The organism is Achromobacter anxifer (genome assembly GCF_903652925.1).
GTDB lineage: Bacteria > Pseudomonadota > Gammaproteobacteria > Burkholderiales > Burkholderiaceae_B > Achromobacter > Achromobacter anxifer.
Genome location: NZ_CAHLAR010000009.1, coordinates 211,344 through 226,858 on the forward strand (window position 1 = coordinate 211,344; position 15,515 = coordinate 226,858).

Sequence of the window (15,515 nt, forward strand, 5' to 3'; positions counted from 1 at the left end):
AGACGGCGCGGCTTAGCCGCGCGGATGATGCGCCGCGTGCAGCGCCTTCAGGCGTTCGCGCGCGACGTGCGTGTAGATCTGCGTGGTGGAGATGTCGGCGTGGCCCAGCAGCATCTGCACCACGCGCAGGTCGGCGCCATGGTTCAGCAAGTGCGTGGCGAAGGCGTGCCGCAACACGTGCGGCGACAGCGGCGCGTGCACGTCGGCCAGCACGGCGTACTTCTTCACCAGCTGCCAGAAGGCCTGGCGCGACATGGCTTCGGCGCGGCCGGTGATGAAAAGCGCGTCGCTCACGCGGCCCGCCGCCAGCTCCGGCCGCCCGGTCTTCAGATAGCGGTCGATCCAGTGCGCGGCCTCCGCGCCCAGCGGCACCAGCCGGTCCTTGCCGCCCTTGCCCAGCACCACGCGCACCACGCCTTCGTTCAGGCTCACGTCCAGCGTGCGCACGCCCACCAGTTCGGACACGCGCAGGCCGGTGGCGTACAGCGTTTCCAGCATGGCGCGGTCGCGCAGGCCGCGGGCCTGCTCCAGATCCGGCGCCCGCAACAACGCGTCCACCTGCTGCTCGGACAGGGTCTTGGGCATGCGCGGCGGCTGCTTGGCGGCGATCAGGGTCAGGCAGGGATCGCGTTCGGCGCGATGTTCTCGCAGGGCCCAGGCATAGAAACGGCGCAGCGCGGCCAGCCGGCGGTTGGCGGTGGTGGCGCGGGTTTCTTCGTGGCGGAAGGCGAACCAGGCTTCGATGTCGGCCTTGCCGGCGTCGCGCAAGGGCTTGGCGGGTCCGGCGGGCAGCGCCTGCGCCTGCGCGGCGTCGCCATGGCGGTCGGCCATCTCGCGCGCATAGGCTTCCGGGTCTTCCAGCCAGCGGGCGAAGCCGGTCAGGTCGCGCCGGTAGGCGGCCAGGGTGTTGGCCGAGAGGCCGTCCTCGAGCCAGACGGCGTCGATGAAGGCGTCGATATCGGCCTGGGATTCAAGCGGCGGGCGGGTTGCGGGCATGCCTGATTCTACGGCTCAGCGTTCGCCCACGCCCGCGGCGGCCGACTTCAGCCAGCTCTCGAACAGCTTCAAGGCCTCGGAGCGCTCGCTGCGCAGCGGATAGCCGAAGTAATAGCCCTGGCTGACCGCCAGCGACTGCGGCACGGGCATCACCAGCGTGCCCTGGTCCAGCGCGGGCTGGGCCAGGAAGCGCGGCATCAGCCCCACGCCCAGCCCGGCCTGCACGGCGGCCATCACCATGGTGAAGAGTTCGTAGCGCGGCCCGCCCGCGGCCTGCGGACCGTACAGATGGCTGTTGGCGCCGTACCACTGGCGCCAGGCGTCCGGGCGCGAGGCCAGGTGCAGGTGCGTCATGCCGGACAGCGCGCTAACGCCGGGATCCGGCGTGCGCCTGGCCAACTCCGGCGCGCATACCGGCACCAGTTCACGCTCGGGGAACAGCAACACGCCCTGGGTGCCGGGCCACAATCCGTCGCCGTGATACAGCGCGCCATCGAAGGGCTGGTCCTTGAACTGGAACGGCAGCGTGCGCACCGACAGGCTGACCGTGATGTCGCCATGTTCCCGCTGGAAGTCCGCCAGGCGCGGTATCAACCAGGTGGTCGCCAGCGTGGGCACCACGGCAATGTGGATGCTGCGGCCCATGCCGGTGCGGCTGACCAGGCCAAAGGTGTCCTTTTCGATCTGGTCCAGGTGGTGGCGGATGCGGCCGGCGTATTCCGCCCCGTGGTCGGTCAGCACGATGCGCCGGCGCACCCGCGTGAACAGCTGCACGCCCAGGCGCGCCTCCAGGCTGGCCACCTGCCGGTAGACCGCGCTGTGGGTCAGGGACAGTTCCTCGGCCGCGCGGGAAAAGCTGCCCAGGCGGGCCGAAGCTTCAAACGCCTGCAGGGCGCTCAGGTTGGGGATGCCGTTTCTCATGGAGCGGGAACCGGTACTGCCGGCCGGGCGGCGCCGCCTTCAGGGGCGTGGCGCTTGCCGCGGCGCAACATGACAGGTCGTGCCGGTGGGTCAATAGATTGTGCAATTTTATCAATTGCCTTGTGCGATCAAGGAACATTATGCTCGGATGTCCTAATCTCGGCTCATCATGACTACCACCCCCATGTCCCAGCAAGAATCCCGTCTCGGCGGACACATCCTGGTCGACCAGTTGGTTGCGCAGGGTGTCAAACACGTTTTCTGCGTTCCCGGCGAAAGCTATCTGGCGGTGCTGGACGGCCTGCACGATGCGGATATCAAGGTCACGGTGTGCCGCCAGGAAGGCGGCGCGGCCATGATGGCCGACGCCCACGGCAAGCTGACCGGCGAGCCCGGCATCTGCATGGTGACCCGCGGCCCGGGCGCGTCCAACGCGCTGGCCGGCGTGCACATCGCCAAGCAGGACTCCACTCCCCTGATCCTCTTCGTCGGCCAGATCGAGCGCGGCATGCGCGAACGCGAAGCCTTCCAGGAAATGGACTACCGCGCCGTGTTCGGCACGCAGGCCAAGTGGGTCACCGAGATCGACCAGGTCGAACGCATCCCCGAACTGGTTTCGCGCGCCTTCCATATCGCCACCTCGGGCCGTCCCGGCCCGGTCGTGATCGCCCTGCCCGAAGACATGCTGGTCGAAGCCGCCAAGGTGGCCGACGCGCCGCGTTATGAAGCCATCGATTCCGCGCCCACGGCCGGCCAGCTGGCCGACCTGGAAAAGCTGCTGGCCGAGGCCAAGAACCCGGTCGCCATCCTGGGCGGCACCCGCTGGGATGCCCGCGCGGTCCAGCAGTTCGCCGATTTCGCGCAGCGCCACGCGCTGCCCACGGCCGTGTCCTTCCGCCGCCAGATGCTGTTCCCGGCCGACCACCCCTGCTTCATCGGCGACGTGGGCCTGGGTATCAACCCAGCGCTGCTCAAGCGTGTCGCCGATGCGGACCTGATCCTGCTGGTGGGCGGCCGCATGTCGGAAAACCCCAGCCAGGCCTACACCCTGCTGGACATCCCGGTGCCCAAGCAGAAGCTGGTGCACGTGCATCCCGATTCCGCCGAACTGGCGCGCGTCTACCGCCCCACCCTGGCCATCAACACCTCGCCCGCCGCCTTCGCGCAAGCGCTGGCCGGGCTGAAGGCGCCGGCCCAGCCCGCCTGGGCCGCGGGCACGCAGGCGATGCGCGAGTCGTACCTGAAGTGGAGCGACCCCAGCGCCATCACGACGCCGGGCGCGCTGCAGATGGGCCAGGTCATGGCCTACCTGGAAAAGACCCTGCCGGCCGACGCCATCATGACCAACGGCGCCGGCAACTACGCCACCTGGCTGCACCGCTTCCATCGCTTCACCCGCTACGGCACGCAATTGGCCCCCACTTCGGGCTCCATGGGCTACGGCCTGCCCGCCGCCGTGGGCGCCAAGCGCGTATCGCCGGACAAGACCGTGGTCTGCTTCGCCGGCGACGGCTGCTTCCTGATGCACGGTCAGGAATTCGCGACCGCGGTGCAGTACGACCTGCCCATCATCGTGGTGCTGGTGGACAACGGCATGTACGGCACGATCCGCATGCACCAGGAAAAGCACTACCCCGGCCGCATTTCCGCGACCGAGCTGAAGAATCCGGATTTCGCCGACTACGCGCGCGCCTTTGGCGGCCACGGCGAACGCGTCGAGACCACCGAGCAATTCGGCCCGGCCTTCGAACGCGCCCTGGCCAGCGGCAAGCCGGCCATTCTGCACTGCTTCATCGATCCGGAAACCATCACCCCGGGCACGACCCTGGAAAAGATCCGCGACGCAGCGCTCAAGGCGCAGCACTGACGGCGAGACGGAACGGCGGCGCCCCGCGCCGGCCGTTCCATTCGCCGCTTGCCGCCCGAATTATTTTAGGTTTAAACTTTCTAGCATTCCGAAATCCATAGCGGAGACCCAGCATGTCCTCGAATCCTTCCTTTCACTGGCAAGACCCCCTGTTGCTGGACCAGCAACTGACCGAAGAAGAACGCATGGTGCGCGACGCCGCCCTGGCCTATTCGCAGGACAAGCTCGCCCCGCGCGTGCTGAACGCCTTCCGCAATGAACAGACCGACCCGGCCATCTTCTCCGAAATGGGCGAACTGGGCCTGCTGGGCGCCACCATCCCCGTCGAATACGGCGGCGCCGGCCTGAACTACGTCAGCTACGGCCTGATCGCCCGCGAAGTCGAACGCATCGACTCCGGCTATCGCTCCATGATGAGCGTGCAGTCGTCCCTGGTGATGGTGCCCATCAACGAATTCGGCAGCGAAGAGCAGAAGAAGAAGTACCTGCCCAAGCTGGCTCGCGGCGAGTGGATCGGCTGCTTCGGCCTGACCGAACCCAACCACGGTTCCGACCCCGGCGGCATGGAAACCCGCGCCGTCAAGACGTCCGACGGCTACAAGATTTCCGGCAACAAGATGTGGATCACCAACTCCCCCATCGCCGACGTGTTCGTGGTGTGGGCCAAGTGCGTCGGCGGCGACTTCGACGGCAAGATCCGCGGCTTCATCCTGGACAAGGGCATGAAGGGCCTGTCCGCCCCCGCCATCCACGGCAAGGTCGGCCTGCGCGCCTCGATCACCGGCGAAATCGTCATGGACGAAGTGGAAGTGTCCGCCGACCAGATGATGCCGGGCGTGTCCGGCCTGAAGGGTCCGTTCACCTGCCTGAACTCCGCCCGCTACGGCATCGCCTGGGGCGCTGTCGGCGCCGCCGAAGCCTGCTGGCACACCGCCCGCCAGTACACCCTGGACCGTAAGCAGTTCGGCCGCCCCCTGGCCGCCAACCAGCTGATCCAGAAGAAGCTGGCCGACATGCAGACCGAAATCACGCTGGCCCTGCAAGGCTGCCTGCGCCTGGGCCGCATGAAGGACGAAGGCACCGCTGCCGTCGAAATCACCTCCATCATGAAGCGCAACTCCTGCGGCAAGGCGCTGGACATCGCCCGCCTGGCGCGCGACATGCTCGGCGGAAACGGCATCTCCGACGAGTTCGGCGTGGCCCGCCACCTGGTGAACCTGGAAGTGGTCAACACCTACGAAGGCACCCACGACGTGCACGCCCTGATCCTGGGCCGTGCGCAGACCGGCATCCAGGCTTTCTATTGATCGCCTGATCCGCTGCAAGCAAAAGGCCGCCCCTCGCTCGGGGCGGCTTTTTTTTGCCCGGCGCCATACGCCTGCCCATGCCATCCGGGCATTGCCGTAAGCCCGTATAGGCGCGCCCTTGCACTCGCCTTACGCTTTGCGGCATCGGCCAGACACAGGCCCGGGCGCCATCGCACCGTCCCGCGTGTCCCGACCAGGTTTCCCTCACACGACCAGGAGTCGCGCATGCAAGGCAACGCGTTCACCCGCCTGAGCACAGGCATCGCCATGGCGTTTCTCGCCCATGGCGCCTATGCCGCCACCACCCTCACCATGACCACCGAATACCCGGCCACGTCCATGCCGGGCCAGGGAGTGTCCACCTTCGCCGAACTGGTGCGCGCCAAGACGGCCGGGGGTGTGATCATCGACGCCAGCTACGACGCGGCCAAGGGCATCAAGTCGGGCGACATGATCGATGCGGTGGAAGCGCGCAAGGTGGACGCGGGCGATGCCTTCGCGGGCGCGCTGGCCACCAAGTATCCCTTGTTCGGCGTGTCGTCCCTGCCCTTCCTGGCGGACTCCCTGTCCAAGGCCCGCAACCTCAACAAGGCCGCCCGGCCCGCCTACGAAAAGCTGCTGGCGGCGCACGGCCAGAAGCTGCTCTACACCACGCCGTGGCCGGCTTCAGGCATCTGGTCCAAGCAGAAGCTCGACAGCGTCGCAGTCTTGAAGGGCCTGAGCATCCGCACCTACGACGCGACCTCGCAGGACGTGATGCAGAAGGCCGGCGCCCAGGCGCGCAACATCTCCTTCGCGGATGCGATGCCGCTGATCGCCTCGGGCGAGGTGAACGCGGTGCTGTCGTCGGGCGACGGCGGCGCGGGCCGCAAGCTGTGGGAACACCTGCCCCACTTCGCCGAGATCAACTACGCCATGCCGATCTCGGTGGCGACCATGAACCTGCAAGCCTACAAGGCCCTGGACGCGCGCACGCGCCGCGCCATCGACCAGGCTGCGGCGCAGACGGAAACCGAGCAATGGAAGCGCATCGACGGACGTTTGCAGCAGAACTACGCCAACATGCGCAAGAACGGCGTGGCGATCAATACGTCCGTGCCCTTGCCCGTGCGCAAGGCCTTGAAGGATGCGGCGGCGGACTCGGTGAATGCGTGGAAGGCGGCAGCCGGTCCCGACGCGGCCGCCATTCTCAAGCAGGCGGCCAAGCGCTGACGCCGAGGGCCCGCGAACTCGGGCGCGGGCCTCGGCCATGCGCCCAGTTCGCGGACCAAAGCCTCAGACTGCGGCCCGCAAATCTCAGTTGTCGCCGGAAAGGTCGAATAGGCTGGTCGCGTCCAGCTCCAGCACGCCTTCGTCGTGCTGGTTCAGGACCGTCCAGGCCCAGGTGATGATGCCCAGGTCCGGGCGCGACGAGGACGTGCGCACGCCCTGCACGCGCGCTTCCAGACGCAGCGTGTCGCCGGGGCGCACGGGCGTGCGCCAGCGCACCTCGCCCAAGCCGGGCGAGCCGAAGGATTCGGAGTCGTGCAGGGCCGCGTCCACGGCCATGCGCATGGCCAGCGCGCAGGTGTGCCAGCCGCTGGCGATCAGCCCGCCCCAGCGGCCTTCGGCGGCGCGCTTGACGTCGGTGTGGAACCACTGGGGATCGAACTTGCGTGCGAACTCCAGGATCTCGGGTTCCGTCACGGTGACGGGACCGCCCTTGATGACCATGCCGTCCTTGAACTCGGCGAACTTCATTTTTTAGTTTCCCCCCGCAAATGCAATCGGCGCGCCAGTGCGCGCCGATCGCCACGCATGTTTGTGGATTCAGTACGTCTCGAAATGCAGGCGCCCTTCGCGGCGCAACGCATCATGCAGGATAGACCAATCCTCGCCCGCTTGCAGCGTCACCTCGCGCAAGGCGTCCAGCACGCCCACCTCCATGCCCTTCAGGCCGCACACGTAGATGCAGGTATTGCGGTCCGCCAGCAATTCCCGCACCGCGCCCGCGCGGTCGCGGATCAGGTCCTGCACATAGCGCTTGGGCTGTCCGGCTTCGCGCGACAACGCCAGGTTGATGTCGATGAAATCGCGCGGCAGCTTCATCAGCGGCCCGAAGTACGGCAGTTCGCGTTCGGTGCGCGCGCCGAAGAACAGCAGCAGCTTGCCGTTTTCGCCGGTCTCGATGCGGCGGCGGTAGCGCTCCGTCATGGCGCGCATGGGCGCCGAGCCCGTGCCGGTGCAGATCATGATGAGATTGGCGCGGGGATGGTTCGGCATCAGGAAGGTATGGCCGAACGGCCCGATGACCTGCACCTTGTCGTTCTTGGCCAGGTCGCACAGGTAATTCGAGCACACGCCATGCGCGGCCGCGCCGGCATGATCCTCGGTGACGCGCTTCACCGTCAGCGAAAGATTGTTGTAGCCCGCCCGTTCGCCATCGCGCGGGCTGGCCAGCGAGTACTGGCGCGCATGGTGCGCCCGCCCCTGCGCATCCACGCCCGGCGGCAGGATGCCGATGGACTGCCCTTCCAGCACTGGAAACGGCAGATCGCCGAAATCGAGCACGATGTGGTGGATGTCGCTTTCGGTGTCCGCGCCCGTGACGCGGTAATTGCCGACCACCGTGGCCGTCATCGGCGCCTTGTGCGTGTACAGGTTGACGTAGGGATGCGCCGCGGACCAGGGCGGCACCGTCGCGCCGGGCGCGGCGGACGGTGCAGGCGCCACGGGCTCCGCCGCGGCGGCGGCATCATCATCGCCGACCGGCGCGGCCGCCGCCGATTCGGGCAAGGCCTTCTCGCCCGGCAGCTCTTCCCAGCCCAGCTGTTCCTGCACGCCGTAGGCTTCGGCGCGCACCATCAGCCGCCAGTTGTCGATGGCCCCCGTGGGACAAGGCGGCACGCAGGCCATACAGCCGTTGCAGATCTCGGGATCGACCACATAGTTGTTCGAGTCGTGGGTAATCGCCTTGATCGGACAGGTTTCTTCGCAGGTATTGCAGCGGATGCAGATCTCGGGATCGATCAGGTGCTGCTTGAGGACTTCTGCTGGTAAGGGAGCGTTCATCTCGGTCTTCCCCATGCTCCGGTAGGCGGCCGCGCACGCGGCCGCCGCCCCGCTTTAGTTGAAACGGACGTAGTCGAAATTCACCGGCTGGCGGTTGACGCCCATGACCGGCGGCGCGATCCAGTTGGCGAACTTGCCCGGCTCGGTGACGCGCCCCATCAGCGACGCAACGAAGGCGCGGTCCTCCGGCGTCGGCAGCCATTTGTGGCTGTTGGCCTGCCATTGCGATTCGGAGAGGATCTCGCCTTCGGGCGACATGCGGATGCCGGCCAGCGTACCGATCTGGCGGTTGAAGGCCTTATGCGGCACCTGCAGCCGGAACGGCAGGCCGCTCTTTTCGATCACCTTGTTCCAACGCCCGATGCCGGCCACCGAATCGCGGATGAAGTCGTCGCGCAGCACTTCGTTCAGGGCGTTGAGCATCGGCACCTCGATCTCGCGCAGCTTGCCGCCTTCCACGGTCAGCACGCGGTAGATGTCGTTCTTCAGCTGATGGTCGTCGGTGCGCTTGCTTTCTTCATAGCGGCCCTTCAGGCCTGAGCCGTAGAAAATGGCGGCATTGGACGATTGGTCCGCACCGAACAGGTCGATGGTGACGCTGTAGTGGAAGTTCAGGTAGCGCTGGATCGTGGGCAGGTCGATCACGCCGGCCGCGCGCACCGCTTGCGGCTCATCGGTCTTCAACTGGTTCATGACCTCGCAGGTGCGCTGGATGACGCGCGAAATGCCGGACTCGCCCACGAACATGTGGTGCGCTTCCTCGGTCAGCATGAACTTGGTGGTGCGCGCCAGCGGATCGAAGCTGGACTCCGCCAGCGCGCACAGCTGGAACTTGCCGTCGCGGTCGGTGAAGTAGGTGAACATGTAGAAGGCCAGCCAGTCGGGCGTCTTCTCGTTGAACGCGCCCAGGATGCGCGGATTGTCGGAATCCCCCGAGCTGCGCTGCAAGAGCGCGTCGGCCTCTTCGCGGCCGTCGCGGCCGAAGTAGCGGTGCAGCAGGTAGACCATGGCCCACAGGTGGCGCCCTTCCTCGACGTTGATCTGGAACAGGTTGCGCAGGTCGTACTGCGAGGGCGCGGTCAGGCCCAGGTGACGCTGCTGCTCGATCGAGGCCGGCTCGGTATCGCCCTGCGTGACGATGATGCGGCGCAGGTTGGCACGGTGCTCGCCCGGTACGTCCTGCCACACGTCGCGGCCCATGTTCTCGCCGAAATGGATCTTGCGCTGCCCGTCCTGCGGCGCCAGGAATATGCCCCAGCGGTAGTCCGGCATCTTGACGTGGTCGAAGTGCGCCCAGCCGTCGGGCTGCACGCTGACCGCCGTGCGCAGGTAGACGTCGAAGCCATGGGAGCCGTCGGGCCCCATGTCCTGCCACCACTGCAGGTAGTTGGGCTGCCAGTGCTCCAGCGCGCGCTGCAAGGTGCGGTCGCCGGACAGGTTGACGTTATTGGGGATCTTGTCGCTGTAGTTGATTCCAGACATGTCTCGCTCCTGTTCCTTGGGTGGGCCGCATTCACGCGGCGCGGTATCGCGGGGCCGTCAGACCCGGTTCCAGTCGAATGCGGCTTGCTCGCCCTTGCCGTAGAGCTTGAGCGCGCCCTTGTCGCCCGCGGCGTTGGGGCGGTTGAAGATCCAGTTCTGCCAGGCGGTGAGGCGGCCGAAGATGCGCGTCTCCATCGTTTCCTGCCCGCCGAAGCGCAGATTGGCCTCCAGGCCGGTCAGGGCATCGGGCGACAGCGCGCGGCGCTCTTCCAGCATCATCCGCACCTCGTCATCCCAATCGATGTTGTCCGGCGCGAAGGTGACCAGGCCCAAGTCCAGCGCGTCTGTGGCGGACAGCTGCTGGCCGGCGCGCGCGCGCACCGCTTCCAGCGGGCCCTCTTCTTCGTAGAAACGGCGCTGCAGGCGGCTCTGGCCGTTGACCAGGGGATAGGCGCCGAAATTGCGCTCGCCCACCACGATCTGCGCGGGCGCGGATTCGTCTTCGTTGTCCAGCATGTAGCTGCGGTCGGCGGCCAGCGCCAGTTCGAGCAGGGTGCCGGCGAAGCAGGAGCCCGGCTCGATCAGGGCGAACAGGCTGCGCGACGTCACATCCAGGCGCGCCAGCGTGCGGCGCAACATGCCGGTGGTTTCGCGCACGAACCAGTGGTCCGCGTGCTGTTGGAGCGCGGCGTCGGCGGCCAGCACCAGCGCGGCATCGCCCTCGGTCTTGATGATCCAGGTGCCGATGTCCAGTTCATTGGTGCGCATGGACAGGATGGCGTCGTCCAGTTCGCGCGCCATCTGCAACGGCCACCAGGCGGCGCCCGCGGCGACGATGTCCTGCAATTCGGTTTCGACCTGACCTTCGGGCGCACGCACGGTCCAGGTGGCCTGGCGCTTCTCGCGGTCCAACTGGATGTTTACATAGCGGTAGGACAGGCCGTCGGCGCTTTCGGTGCGCTGCAACGGCGTCAACGCCACGCCCTGCCCGTCCGCCGGACGGTTGCTGCCCTGCGCCAGCGCCTGCGCGCGTTCGCGCACCGCCTCTTCAAAGCGCGCCGGCTTGACCACGTCGTCCACCAGCCGCCAGTCCTTGGCGCGCTGGCCGCGCACGCCTTCGACCAGGGTGCAGAAGATGTCCGCGTGATCATGGCGCACGCGGCGCTTGTCGGTCACGCGGGTCAGGCCGCCGGTGCCCGGCAGCACGCCCAGCAGCGGCACCTCGGGCAGCGCCACGGCGGAGGAGCGGTCGTCGATCAGCATGATCTCGTCGCAGGCCAGCGCCAGCTCGTAGCCGCCCCCGGCGCAGGCGCCATTGAGCGCGGCGATGAATTTCAGGCCGCTGTGGCGGCTGGAATCCTCGATGCCGTTGCGGGTTTCATTGGTGAACTTGCAGAAGTTCACCTTCCAGGCGTGCGAGGACAGGCCCAGCATGAAGATGTTGGCGCCGGAACAGAAAATGCGGTCCTTCATGCTGGTCACGACCACGGTGCGCACTTCGGGATGCTCGAAGCGGATGCGCTGCAGGGCGTCGTGCAGTTCGATGTCCACGCCCAGGTCGTAGGAATTCAGCTTGAGCTTGTAGCCCGGACGCAGGCCGCCGTCCTCGGCGACATCCATGGCCAGCGTGGCGACCGGGCCGTCGAAGCTCAGGCGCCAGTGGCGGTACTGCTCGGGGTCGGTCCTGAAGTCAACCCGGTTGAGGGTGCTGCTCATAGTGTGTCTCCTCGTACGCCTGCCAGAACAGGAAAAATACTGCACTACATGAATTATTGTGCAGATTAGAGGACAAAAAAAGCCCCGTCAAGCGGGGCATGCACAAAAATGCATATTGCCGGGCGGACCGGCATCGAAGCTGCCTATAGCGGCAGGCCGCAGGCCTTGCGCACCTGGGTGCGCAATCCGGCGAAGCTTTCCTGCACGTCCAGGTTGCTGGTGACCCAGGTGAGATCCGCCTTGGCGTAGAACGCCTCGCGCCCGGCCAGGATGCGCTTGAGGTCGGCCATGGCCTCGTTGTTGCCGGACATGGGGCGGAAGTCGCCCTGCGCCATGACGCGGCCCATGTGCTCTTCCGGCGTGGCGCGCAGCCAGACCGTATAGCAGTGCGCCAGCAGCAGGTTCAGGGTGGCCGGTTCGGACACCAGTCCGCCCGGCGTCGCCAGCACCATTTCCGGGTAGATCTGCACGGCCTCTTCCAGCGCCCGCCGTTCGTAGCGGCGGTAGGCGTTGGGGCCATACAGATTGTGGATCTCCAGGATGCTGCACCCCGCCACCCGCTCGATCTCGCGGTTCAGTTCCACGAAGGGATAGCCGAGATCGTCGGCCAGCATCTGGCCCAGCGTGGACTTGCCCGCGCCGCGCAGGCCGATCAGCGCCACGCGCTGGGTACGGTTGGGGCGCTGCGCGCCCGCCCCCACCCCGAACAGCTGGGTCAGGGCCTCGCGCGCGCGCTGCAGGTCCGATTCCGAGCGGCCGCTGAGCAGCTCGCGGATCAGCAGCCAGTCGGGCGATTCGGTGGTGACGTCGCCCACCAGCTCGGCCAGCGCGCAGTTGAAGGCCCGGGCAATCTGCAGCAGCACCAGGATGGAGGCATTGCCCACCCCGTGTTCCAGATTGGCCAGATGGCGTTCCGATACGCCGGTCACCTGCGACAGGCTCTTGCGGGTCATGCCGCGTATGGCCCGCAAGCGGCGCACGCGCTCGCCCAAGGCCACCAGGAACGCTTCCCGCCTGGGTTCGGATGGCGCCGCGTCTAGCGCTTGATTCATGTTTACGTGACTCCGCAAAAACCCTGATTACCACGCTTTATGCACTATAGTGCTTGACCATAATCAATGGAAGCACTATTTTTCCTCAAACAGGCCCAAAGCGGCTCATGTGCAAAAAAAGCAGCAGTCGATTTCATGTCGATTCTGAAGCGCCGACAGTGTAAAGGAGGAGCCCGGTGAGTACGCCAGATCAATTCCACGCCCTGATGCGCGAGGTCACTCGCCTGACGCAAGGCCAGCCGCTGGACGCGGCGCTGCAGGAAAGCCTGAACCGCGAGGCCGGCCCCCAGAGCGCCCTGTTCCAGGAGATATACGCCACCTGTAGGCAGGGCGTGGCCGAGGGCTGGATGTGCAGCCGCGAAGGCGGCGGCATCCGCTACGGCCGCGTCATCAAGCCGGCGGCCGACCTGGCCGACTGCTCGGTGGACGTGGTGGACATGAACGATCTTGCCGGCCCCCACCATGCGCATCCCAATGGCGAGATCGACATGATCATGCCGCTGACCGAAGGCGCGCGCTTCGACGGCCATGGCGCCGGCTGGCTGGTCTACGGACCCGGCAGCGCGCACAGCCCGACCGTGAGCGGCGGCCGCACCCTGGTGCTGTACCTGCTGCCTGGCGGCGCCATCGAATTCACGCGGTCCTAGCGCCCGCCCCGCCGCCAGAAAAAAACACATCGCGCGGCTTCCACCCCCACAGGACATCAGGAGACAACCGTGAACACCTGTCCCGCCGAACTCAATTTCGCCAGCCACCTGGCGGCGCTCAACGCGCCGCGCGCCGCCAAGCCGGCCTACATCGACGACACGCGCCAGCTCACCTACGGCGAACTGGCGGAGCGGGTGGCGCGCATGGCCGGCGCCCTGCGCCAGCTGGGGCTGCGGCGCGAGGAACGCATCCTGCTGCTGATGCAGGACACCGCGGACTGGCCAGTGGTGTTCCTGGGCGCGCTGCACGCGGGCGTGGTGCCGGTGGCCGTGAACACCCTGCTCACCCCTGACGACTACGCCTACATCATCGGCCACAGCCGCGTGCGCGCCGTGTTCGTATCCGGTGCATTGCTGCCCGTCGTCCAGGCGGCGATGGCGCAAGCCCCGGCCGATGTCGAACACCTGGTGATATCGCAGCCTGCCGGCCCCCTGCCCGAAGCCGCGTACGAATTCGAAGCCCTGCTGGCGGCCGCCCCGCTGGCGCCCGCGGCCCGCACCCTGTCCGACGAGATCGCCTTCTGGCTGTATTCGTCCGGCTCCACCGGCAAGCCCAAGGGCGTGGTCCACACCCACGGCAACCTCTGGCATACGGCCGAGCTCTATGCCAAGCCCGTGCTCGGCATCCGCGAGGACGACGTGGTGTTCTCGGCCGCCAAACTGTTCTTCGCCTACGGCCTGGGCAACGGCCTGACCTTCCCGCTTTCGGTCGGCGCAACCGTCATCCTGATGGGCGAGCGCCCCACCCCGCAGGCTGTCTTCCAGCGCCTCACCCGGCACAAGCCGACGGTGTTCTATGGCGTGCCCACGCTGTACGCCAGCATGCTGGCCTCGCCCGACCTGCCCGCGCGCGAACAGGTGGCCATGCGGATCTGCACATCCGCCGGCGAAGCGCTGCCGCGCGACATCGGCGAACGTTACACGCGCCATTTCGGCTGCGAGATCCTGGACGGCATCGGTTCCACCGAGATGCTGCACATCTTCATTTCCAACCGGACCGGCCAACTGCGCTACGGCACCACGGGCAAGCCCGTGCCCGGCTATGAAGTGCAGCTGCGCGACGAAAACGGCGCACTGGTGCCCGCCGGCGCCATCGGCGACCTCTACATCAAGGGCCCCAGCGCCGCCCTGATGTACTGGAACAACCGCGACAAGACCCGCCAATGCTTCCTGGGCGACTGGCTCAAGAGCGGCGACAAGTACACCTGCGACGCCGACGGCTACTACACCTATGCCGGCCGCAGCGACGACATGATCAAGGTCAGCGGCCAGTACGTGTCGCCGGTGGAGGTCGAGAACATCCTGGTGCAGCACGAGGCCGTGCTGGAAGCCGCGGTGATCGGCGTGCCCGACCATGACGGCCTGGTCAAGACCAAGGCCTACGTGGTGCTGCGTCCCGGCTTCGAACCCGACGCGCAAACCGGGGCCGCGCTGCAAAGCTATGTGAAGCAGCACCTGGCGCCATTCAAGTATCCGCGCCAGATCAATTTCACCGACGAGCTGCCCAAGACCGCCACCGGAAAAATACAGCGCTTCCGCCTGCGCCAGCTGGAAGAGGCCACGCTATGAGCGCCTGCGCCATGGCCGAGACCGTGTTTGCCGAGTTCCATGCCGGCGGCCGGGACCAGCGCCTCGAATGCCGGTGGATCGGGTCCGACAGTCCAGGCGCTCCGCTGCTGGTCTTTCTGCACGAAGGGCTGGGTTCCGTGTCCATGTGGAAGGACTGGCCCGAGCGCGTCTGTGCGGCGGCCGGCTGCCGTGGACTGGTGTATTCGCGCTACGGCTACGGGCACTCGACGCCGCGGCCGCCCGCGGAAAAATGGACGGCGGATTTCATGCACCGCGAGGCGCGCGAAGTGCTGCCCGCGTTGCTCCGGGCGCTGGACGTGGACGCCAGGCGCGACAAGCCGCTGCTGTTCGGCCACAGCGACGGCGGCTCCATCGCCCTGCTATATGCCGCGATGCATCCCGATGCGATCGCCGGCGTGGTGGCCGCGGCCCCGCACATCTGCGTCGAGGACGTGTCGGTGGCCAGCATCGCGCAGGCGCGCCAGGCCTATCTGGACACGGACCTGCGCGCCCGGCTCGGCCGATACCACGCGGACCCCGACTCGGCGTTCTGGGGCTGGAACGACATCTGGCTGGACCCCGCGTTCCGCGGCTGGAACCTGGAGGAATACCTCCCCCGCATTGCCTGTCCCGTGCTGGCCATCCAGGGCGTGGACGATGAATACGGCACGCTGGCGCAGATCCGCGGCATACGCCGCCTTGCGCCCCAGACCGAACTGCTGGAAATCCCCGACTGCGGCCACTCTGCGCACAAGGACCAGCCGGCACTAGTCATCCAGGCTGTCGCCGGTTTCGTCGGCGGCCTGGCACAACCCCGCTGACCTCGCGTCGGCCCATAACAAGCACG

Annotated in this window: 13 protein-coding genes; 6 read left to right on the forward strand and 7 right to left on the reverse strand. The window is 67.1% G+C overall.

Annotated features, from left to right (window positions below; genetic code table 11):
* Positions 1-12: 12 nt before the first annotated feature.
* Together xerD and HWY37_RS25480 are read right to left on the reverse strand one after the other, a co-directional pair.
* A complete protein-coding gene (gene xerD, locus HWY37_RS25475; RefSeq protein ID WP_175206607.1) occupies positions 13-996 on the reverse strand; it encodes a site-specific tyrosine recombinase XerD in 984 nt (327 codons plus the stop codon).
* Between the two features lie 15 nt (positions 997-1,011).
* Positions 1,012-1,917 (reverse strand): LysR substrate-binding domain-containing protein, encoded by a 906-nt coding sequence (locus HWY37_RS25480; RefSeq protein ID WP_175206608.1) that lies wholly within the window; start codon positions 1,915-1,917, stop codon positions 1,012-1,014.
* A 184-nt stretch (positions 1,918-2,101) separates the two neighbouring features.
* On the opposite strand from HWY37_RS25480, the gene HWY37_RS25485 reads away from it, so the two are divergent.
* The 3 genes from HWY37_RS25485 (at position 2,102) to HWY37_RS25495 (ending at position 6,303) form a co-directional block, all read left to right on the forward strand.
* The gene (locus HWY37_RS25485) at positions 2,102-3,784 is read left to right on the forward strand and encodes a thiamine pyrophosphate-binding protein (RefSeq protein ID WP_175206691.1); all 1,683 of its coding nucleotides are present in this window, start codon (positions 2,102-2,104) and stop codon (positions 3,782-3,784) included.
* A gap of 113 nt (positions 3,785-3,897) precedes the next feature.
* Positions 3,898-5,091 (forward strand): acyl-CoA dehydrogenase, encoded by a 1,194-nt coding sequence (locus tag HWY37_RS25490; protein WP_175206609.1) that lies wholly within the window; start codon positions 3,898-3,900, stop codon positions 5,089-5,091.
* A 225-nt stretch (positions 5,092-5,316) separates the two neighbouring features.
* Positions 5,317-6,303: a TRAP transporter substrate-binding protein gene (locus HWY37_RS25495; protein ID WP_175206610.1), complete on the forward strand. Its 987-nt coding sequence runs from the start codon at positions 5,317-5,319 to the stop codon at positions 6,301-6,303.
* An 84-nt stretch (positions 6,304-6,387) separates the two neighbouring features.
* Here HWY37_RS25495 and HWY37_RS25500 read toward each other — a convergent pair whose 3' ends face one another.
* From HWY37_RS25500 to HWY37_RS25520, 5 genes are all read right to left on the reverse strand, one after another.
* The gene (locus HWY37_RS25500; RefSeq protein WP_175206611.1) at positions 6,388-6,831 is read right to left on the reverse strand and encodes a MaoC family dehydratase; all 444 of its coding nucleotides are present in this window, start codon (positions 6,829-6,831) and stop codon (positions 6,388-6,390) included.
* 69 nt (positions 6,832-6,900) lie between these two features.
* Entirely contained in the window at positions 6,901-8,142 is a 1,242-nt protein-coding gene (gene boxA, locus HWY37_RS25505; RefSeq protein WP_175206612.1) for a benzoyl-CoA 2,3-epoxidase subunit BoxA, read from the reverse strand.
* A 54-nt stretch (positions 8,143-8,196) separates the two neighbouring features.
* Entirely contained in the window at positions 8,197-9,624 is a 1,428-nt protein-coding gene (boxB, locus tag HWY37_RS25510) for a benzoyl-CoA 2,3-epoxidase subunit BoxB (RefSeq protein ID WP_175206613.1), read from the reverse strand.
* Positions 9,625-9,681: 57 nt separating this feature from the next.
* Positions 9,682-11,340: a 2,3-epoxybenzoyl-CoA dihydrolase gene (gene boxC / locus HWY37_RS25515; RefSeq protein WP_176090137.1), complete on the reverse strand. Its 1,659-nt coding sequence runs from the start codon at positions 11,338-11,340 to the stop codon at positions 9,682-9,684.
* Between the two features lie 143 nt (positions 11,341-11,483).
* On the reverse strand, positions 11,484-12,392 hold the full coding sequence (locus HWY37_RS25520) for a helix-turn-helix transcriptional regulator (protein ID WP_175206615.1): 909 nt from the start codon (positions 12,390-12,392) through the stop codon (positions 11,484-11,486).
* 176 nt (positions 12,393-12,568) lie between these two features.
* Here HWY37_RS25520 and HWY37_RS25525 point away from each other — a divergent pair, with 176 nt between their 5' ends.
* The 3 genes from HWY37_RS25525 to HWY37_RS25535 all read left to right on the forward strand — a co-directional run bounded on the left by HWY37_RS25525 (position 12,569) and on the right by HWY37_RS25535 (position 15,489).
* Positions 12,569-13,039 (forward strand): DUF4863 family protein, encoded by a 471-nt coding sequence (locus HWY37_RS25525; protein WP_176090138.1) that lies wholly within the window; start codon positions 12,569-12,571, stop codon positions 13,037-13,039.
* 69 nt (positions 13,040-13,108) lie between these two features.
* Positions 13,109-14,668 (forward strand): benzoate-CoA ligase family protein, encoded by a 1,560-nt coding sequence (locus HWY37_RS25530; protein ID WP_176090139.1) that lies wholly within the window; start codon positions 13,109-13,111, stop codon positions 14,666-14,668.
* Entirely contained in the window at positions 14,665-15,489 is an 825-nt protein-coding gene (locus HWY37_RS25535; protein WP_176090140.1) for an alpha/beta fold hydrolase, read from the forward strand. Before HWY37_RS25530 ends, HWY37_RS25535 begins: the two co-directional genes overlap by 4 nt.
* Positions 15,490-15,515 lie beyond the last annotated feature (26 nt).

What these genes read in the sequence shown, in the direction of transcription:
- xerD (WP_175206607.1), bottom strand. Translation starts at nt 996, where the DNA reads ATGCCCGCAACCCGCCCGCCGCTTGAATCCCAGGCCGATATCGACGCC.
- HWY37_RS25480 (WP_175206608.1), bottom strand. Translation starts at nt 1,917, where the DNA reads ATGAGAAACGGCATCCCCAACCTGAGCGCCCTGCAGGCGTTTGAAGCT.
- HWY37_RS25485 (WP_175206691.1), top strand. Translation starts at nt 2,102, where the DNA reads ATGTCCCAGCAAGAATCCCGTCTCGGCGGACACATCCTGGTCGACCAG.
- HWY37_RS25490 (WP_175206609.1), top strand. Translation starts at nt 3,898, where the DNA reads ATGTCCTCGAATCCTTCCTTTCACTGGCAAGACCCCCTGTTGCTGGAC.
- HWY37_RS25495 (WP_175206610.1), top strand. Translation starts at nt 5,317, where the DNA reads ATGCAAGGCAACGCGTTCACCCGCCTGAGCACAGGCATCGCCATGGCG.
- HWY37_RS25500 (WP_175206611.1), bottom strand. Translation starts at nt 6,831, where the DNA reads ATGAAGTTCGCCGAGTTCAAGGACGGCATGGTCATCAAGGGCGGTCCC.
- boxA (WP_175206612.1), bottom strand. Translation starts at nt 8,142, where the DNA reads ATGAACGCTCCCTTACCAGCAGAAGTCCTCAAGCAGCACCTGATCGAT.
- boxB (WP_175206613.1), bottom strand. Translation starts at nt 9,624, where the DNA reads ATGTCTGGAATCAACTACAGCGACAAGATCCCCAATAACGTCAACCTG.
- boxC (WP_176090137.1), bottom strand. Translation starts at nt 11,340, where the DNA reads ATGAGCAGCACCCTCAACCGGGTTGACTTCAGGACCGACCCCGAGCAG.
- HWY37_RS25520 (WP_175206615.1), bottom strand. Translation starts at nt 12,392, where the DNA reads ATGAATCAAGCGCTAGACGCGGCGCCATCCGAACCCAGGCGGGAAGCG.
- HWY37_RS25535 (WP_176090140.1), top strand. Translation starts at nt 14,665, where the DNA reads ATGAGCGCCTGCGCCATGGCCGAGACCGTGTTTGCCGAGTTCCATGCC.